5 protein-coding genes are annotated in these 5,577 nt (G+C 70.5%); 1 reads left to right on the top strand and 4 read right to left on the bottom strand.

What is annotated here, in order from left to right:
• Positions 1-103: 103 nt before the first annotated feature.
• The 3 genes from V7Z97_RS18905 to V7Z97_RS18895 all read right to left on the bottom strand — a co-directional run bounded on the left by V7Z97_RS18905 (position 104) and on the right by V7Z97_RS18895 (position 3,186).
• Positions 104-1,390 (bottom strand): homoserine dehydrogenase, encoded by a 1,287-nt coding sequence (locus V7Z97_RS18905; protein WP_334164993.1) that lies wholly within the window; start codon positions 1,388-1,390, stop codon positions 104-106.
• Positions 1,387-2,607, bottom strand: a complete 1,221-nt coding sequence (locus V7Z97_RS18900) for an LL-diaminopimelate aminotransferase (protein ID WP_334164992.1) — start codon at positions 2,605-2,607, stop codon at positions 1,387-1,389. The genes V7Z97_RS18905 and V7Z97_RS18900 overlap by 4 nt, the downstream gene beginning before the upstream one ends.
• Positions 2,608-2,727: 120 nt before the next feature.
• The gene (locus V7Z97_RS18895; protein WP_334164991.1) at positions 2,728-3,186 is read right to left on the bottom strand and encodes a hypothetical protein; all 459 of its coding nucleotides are present in this window, start codon (positions 3,184-3,186) and stop codon (positions 2,728-2,730) included.
• A gap of 73 nt (positions 3,187-3,259) precedes the next feature.
• Here V7Z97_RS18895 and phaC point away from each other — a divergent pair, with 73 nt between their 5' ends.
• Positions 3,260-5,251 carry a class I poly(R)-hydroxyalkanoic acid synthase gene (phaC, locus tag V7Z97_RS18890; RefSeq protein ID WP_334164990.1) on the top strand — a complete coding sequence of 664 codons (1,992 nt, stop codon included), beginning with the start codon at positions 3,260-3,262 and terminating at the stop codon, positions 5,249-5,251.
• A 48-nt stretch (positions 5,252-5,299) separates the two neighbouring features.
• Here phaC and V7Z97_RS18885 read toward each other — a convergent pair.
• The coding region (locus tag V7Z97_RS18885; protein ID WP_334164989.1) for a hypothetical protein at positions 5,300-5,577 on the bottom strand (278 nt) is incomplete at its 5' end.

The following is a 5,577-nucleotide window of genomic DNA, read 5'->3' as shown; positions in this document are numbered from 1 at the left end:
GCCTCGGTGACCCGGACGGCGTCGAGCACGAGCCCGCGGTCCAGAACTTCGGAACTCATCTCGTCTACGTCTCCCGCCCCAGGAGCGGAGTATTCCCGAATTCTCAGATCCGCGCGATGCGTAACAGCCGGGGCCGTTCCAGCACCGCCGGCAGGCCCGCGATGCGCTCGACGGCGGCCGTCAGGACCGATTCCGCGACCGCGTGGGTGGTGAGCACGATGGGCACGCCCTCGGCGTTCTCCACCGGCTTCTGCAGGAAGCTCTCGATGGACACGCCGGCCTCGGCCAGGGTCTCGGAGACCGCGGCGATCACGCCCGGCTCGTCCTTCACCAGGAAGCGCAGGTAGGCCCGGCCCATCATCTTCGACGGGTCGATCGGGGTGAAGGGCTGGAGCGACCCGGCCGGCGCCTGGAAGACCGGACGCACGGCGCCGGTCATGACGTCGGCGATGTCGGCGGCCACGGCGGCTGCGGTGGGCCCCGCCCCCGCCCCCGGCCCCTGGACGAAGATCCGGCCGATGCGGGTTCCCTCGATGAAGAGCGCGTTCAGCGCCCCGCCGGCCTGGGCGAGCGGGTGGCTCATGGGCGCGAGCGAGGGGTGGACCCGCACCAGCACCCCGTCCGGCGAGCGGTCGGCGGAGGCCACGAGCTTGATGCGGTAGCCCAGGTCGCGGGCCAGCTTGATGTCGAGGAGGTCGACCTGATCGATGCCCTCGATCTCGGCGGCGGCGTAGTTCGGGGCGCAGCCGAAGGCGAGCGCCGCCAGGATCGATATCTTGTGGGCCGCGTCGAAGCCGCCGACGTCCATGGTCGGATCGGCCTCGGCGTAGCCCAGGCGCTGGGCCTCGGCGAGCACGTCGGCGAAGGAGCGGCCCGTGGCCTCCATCTCGGTGAGGATGAAGTTGCAGGTGCCGTTGAGGATGCCGGCCACCGACTTGATCTCGTCGCCGACCAGGGCCTCGCGGACCATCTTCACGGCCGGGGTCCCGCCCATGACGGCGGCCTCGAACAGCAGCGGCGCGCCCCTGGCCTCGGCGAGGGCCGCCAGTTCGGCGCCGTGCTCGGCGATCAGCGCCTTGTTGGCGGTGACCACGGGCTTGCCGGCGTTCAGCGCCGCCTCGACCGCGGCCTTGGCCGGGCCGTCGGAGCCGCCGATCAGCTCCACGAACAGGTCCACGTCCGGCGAGGTGGCGAGCGCCACGGGATCGTCGAACCAGGCCAGGCTGGAGATGTCGAACGGCCGGGGCCGGGAGCGCGAGCGCGCCGAGACGCCGGTCACGCTCACCTGGCCGCCCGCCGGCGCGAAGCCCGGATGCTCGGAGAGGAAGGTCAGAAGCCCGGCGCCGACGGTGCCGAGGCCCGCGACGCCGATACGCCAGTCTTTGCTCATTGCGCCGCCAGGGTGTTGTGATGCCGGCCGAGGATCTCGTCGGCGTTGGAGAGGAACTTCTTCACGTTGCGCGCCGCCTGCCGGATGCGGTGCTCGTTCTCCACGAGGCCGACGCGGACGAAGCCCTCGCCGTACTCCCCGAAGCCGACGCCGGGGGCCACGGCGACGCCCGCCTCCTCGACCAGCAGCTTGGAGAACAGCAGCGAGCCGGCCTCCCTGAACTGCTCGGGCACCGGCGCCCAGGCGAACATCGACGCGGGCGGCGCGGGAATGTCCCAGCCGGCCCGCCGCATGGATTCGACCAGCACGTCACGCCGCGACTTGTAGATGGCGCGGATCTCGTCGACGCAGTCCTGCGGCCCGTTCAGCGCGGTGGCGGCCGCCACCTGGATCGGGGTGTAGGCGCCGTAGTCGAGGTAGGATTTCACCCGGGCGAGGGCCGCGCAGATCCGCTCGTTGCCGACCACCATGCCGACCCGCCAGCCGGCCATGGCGTAGGTCTTGGACAGCGAGTTCACCTCGACGGCAATGTCCTTGGCGCCCTCGATCTGCAGGACCGACGGCGGCGGGTTGTCGTCGAAGTAGATCTCCGAATAGGCGATGTCGGAGATCACCAGCATGTCGTGCTTCTTCGCCAGCGCGATGGCGTCGCGGTAGAAGTCGAGGTCGACGCACTGGGCCGTCGGGTTGGACGGATAGGACAGGATCAGCACGGTGGGCGGCGGCGCGGAGTGCTTCACGGCCCGGCTGACGCCGGCCAGATAGTCCTCGGGCGAGTGCGCCGGCACGTGGCGGATCACCCCGCCGGCCATGATGAAGCCGTAGGCGTGGATCGGATAGGCCGGGTTCGGACAGACGATGACGTCGCCGGGCGCGGTCAGGGCCTGGGCGAGGTTGGCGAAGCCCTCCTTGGACCCCAGGGTGGCGATCACCTCGGTGTCCGGGTTCAGCTTCACGCCGAAGCGGCGGCCGTAGTAGCCGGCCATGGCCTTGCGCAGGCCGGCGATCCCCTTGGACGCGGAATAGCGCCCGGCCTTCGGGTCGCGGGCGGTCTCGATCAGCTTGTCGACGATGTGCTTCGGCGTCGGCATGTCGGGATTGCCCATGCCGAAGTCGATGATGTCGGTCCCCTGCGCGCGCAGGCGGGCCTTGATGCGGTTCACCTCCTCGAGGACGTAGGGCGGGAGGCGACGGATACGGTGAAACTCGGGAGTCATTTGAAGCTCTTGGCCGCGAGCTGCCCAATGCGGCTTTCCGGGAGCTGAGGTCGGGCATGGATAGACCCCGGGCAGAGGTCCGCCAAGCCATGGTTTGGAAGATTTTGCCCCCGCAGGCCCTTATCTCTTGGGCGGCGGAGGCGGGGTAGCTCGCCTGCGCAGGTCTTCGGCGAAGGCCTCGGTGGACCGGGGATCGGCCGGCGCGGCCTCGGGGCCCGCGGCGCTGCGCGCCCGGGCGGCGAAGCTGTCGGTGTCGCCGAGGGTCCAGGTGGAGGGCGCGGTGGCCTGCTCCAGCGCGGCGCCGGCGGCCGTCACCTCGTCAGCCGCCCGGCCGAACTGGCGCAACGGCCGCACGTCGGTGGGCTTCTTCGGGATCCCGGCGAAGGTCGGATAGGCGCGGGCCTCCCGCGTCAGCCGCGACACCTCCGCGGCCACCGGCGAGGTCGGATCGACCTTGGCGGTGTCGAACGGATTGCCCACGCAGCCGGCCAGCAGCGCCGACGCCCCCGCGGCGGCCAGCAGGCGCGCAGCCGCAGAGCCTTGACGGGCGTTCACAAAAAGGCGGGCGAGCGGAGTCATCTCCGCTAAGGTCTTATGCGATGATCGGATGCGGTGGAAGGGGCGCGCGCCTTCGCCGCAGGAAGGAAGCCAGATGAGCGAGCAGACGGTCAATCCCACGCCTGGCAAGAGCGGCAAGGGCCCGCGGGCGACGGCTCCGGCTGAAGCCCCGGCCTTCGAGAAGCCGCCCCTGCCCGAGGACGCGATGGCCGAGATCGCCGTCACCCAGGCTCCGCGCGAGGAGGCCCGGGCCGAGGCCCAGGCGCCCGAGGCCCCGCGGTCCGCGCCGGCCTTCGACATCGCCGCCCTCAGCGCCGAGCAGCGCGACCAGCTCGAGAAGCTCTCCAGCAACCTCGCCCGCGCCGCCGTGGCCGCCCAGGGCGTGATCGCCGAGATGGCGCTGCGCAGCGCCGAGCGGCCCGCCGCCCTGACCGCCGACCCCTTCCACGTGGGCCCGGCCCTGACGGAGGTGATGAGCCGCCTCGCCGCCCAGCCGGACAAGCTGATGCGGGCCCAGGCCGACCTGTTCACCCGCTACATGGACCTCTGGCAGTCGACCGCGCGACGGCTGCACGACGGCAGGTCCGAGCCCGTGGCCGCGCCGGCCAAGGGCGACAAGCGGTTCAGCGATCCCGAGTGGACCGAGAACCCGGCCTTCGACGCCATCAAGCAGTCCTACCTGATCACCTCCGACTGGCTGAACAGCCTGGTGGGCGGGGTGGAGGGGGTCGACCCCATGGAGAAGCGGCGCGCCGAGTTCTTCATGAAGATGCTGACCGACGCCTTCGCGCCGTCGAACTTCCTGACCTCCAACCCGGCGGCCCTGCGCGAGCTGCTGGCCACCGGCGGCGAGAGCCTGGTGCGGGGCATGGAGAACTTCGCCGCCGACCTGGAGCGCGGCGGCGGCCAGCTCGCCATCGCCCAGACCGACTACGAGATGTTCCGGATCGGCGAGAACGTGGCCACCGCGCCCGGCAAGGTCGTGTTCCGCAACGAGATCATCGAGCTGATCCAGTACAGCCCGTCCACGGAGCAGGTCCACGAGATCCCGCTGGTGATCTTCCCGCCCTGGATCAACAAGTTCTACATCCTGGACCTGCGGCCCGAGAACTCGATGATCCGCTGGCTCACGGACCAGGGCTTCACGGTCTTCGTGGCCTCCTGGGTGAACCCGGACCAGAGCCTCGCCTCCCGGACCTTCGGCGACTACATGCTGGACGGGATCTACGCCGGCACGGCCGCGGCCATGGAGCAGTGCGGCGTCAACCATGTGAACACGGTCGGCTACTGCATCGGCGGCACCCTGCTGGGATCGGCCCTGGCGCACATGGCGGCCAAGGGCGTGCAGCCGATCGGCTCGGCCACCTTCTTCGCCGCCCAGCACGACTTCGCCGAGGCCGGCGACCTGCTGCTGTTCACCAACGAGAACTGGCTGAAGACCCTCGAGCAGAAGATGGACGAGGGCGGCGGCGTGCTCTCCGGCCAGGCGATGGCCGACACCTTCAACATGCTTCGCGCCAACGACCTGATCTGGTCGTTCTTCGTGAACAACTACCTGCTGGGCCGCGAGCCCAAGCCGTTCGACCTGCTGTTCTGGAACTCCGACCAGACGCGGATGCCCAAGACCCTGCACATGTTCTACCTGCGCAAGTTCTACGGCGAGAACGCGCTGGCCCGCGGCGAGCTGGAGATCGACGGCACGAAGCTGAACCTCGGCGACGTGAAGATCCCGATCTACATGCAGTCGTCCAAGGAGGACCACATCGCCCCGGCCCGTTCGGTCTACCGGAGCGCCAGGCTGTTCGGCGGGCCGGTGACCTTCACCATGGCGGGCTCCGGCCACATCGCCGGGGTGATCAATGCGCCGGCGGCCAAGAAGTACCAGCACTGGACGGCCGACCACCTGCCCGCGACGCTGGAGGAATGGCAGGCGACGGCGAAGGAGACGCCGGGCTCATGGTGGCCGCACTGGGCCGAATGGCTGAAGGCCAAGTCCGGCGGCCTGGTCCCGGCCCGCGACCCGGCCAAGGGCCCGCTGCCGCCGCTCGCCGACGCCCCGGGCGACTATGTGAAGGTGAAGAGCTAGGACATCCGCGCCGGCGGTCCGCTTCTCCCCCTTCGTGGGCGGGGAAGTTCAGGCCGCCGCCTCGTCGCGGCGGGCGGGCATCAGCAGCAGGCGGGCCAGGACCAGCAGGGCGCCGACCGGCATGGAGAAGCGGATGATCCACGGCGAGATGTCCGTGGCCCGGCCGAAGCCCATGTTGACGAGGCTGACCTGGGCGGCGGTGAAGCCGCCCTCCCCCGTGGTCCAGTTGAACCAGGCCGAGCCCACGCCGACCAGCGCCAGGGCCATCCACGCGATCTTGAAGCGCAGGCCCCGGGTCATGGCGGCCATGGCGGCGACCGCGACCA

The organism is Phenylobacterium sp. (assembly GCF_036821595.1).
Lineage (GTDB): Bacteria > Pseudomonadota > Alphaproteobacteria > Caulobacterales > Caulobacteraceae > Phenylobacterium.
The sequence above is the reverse complement of the archived record's forward strand: the minus strand, read 5'-3'. Positions and strand labels throughout refer to the sequence as shown.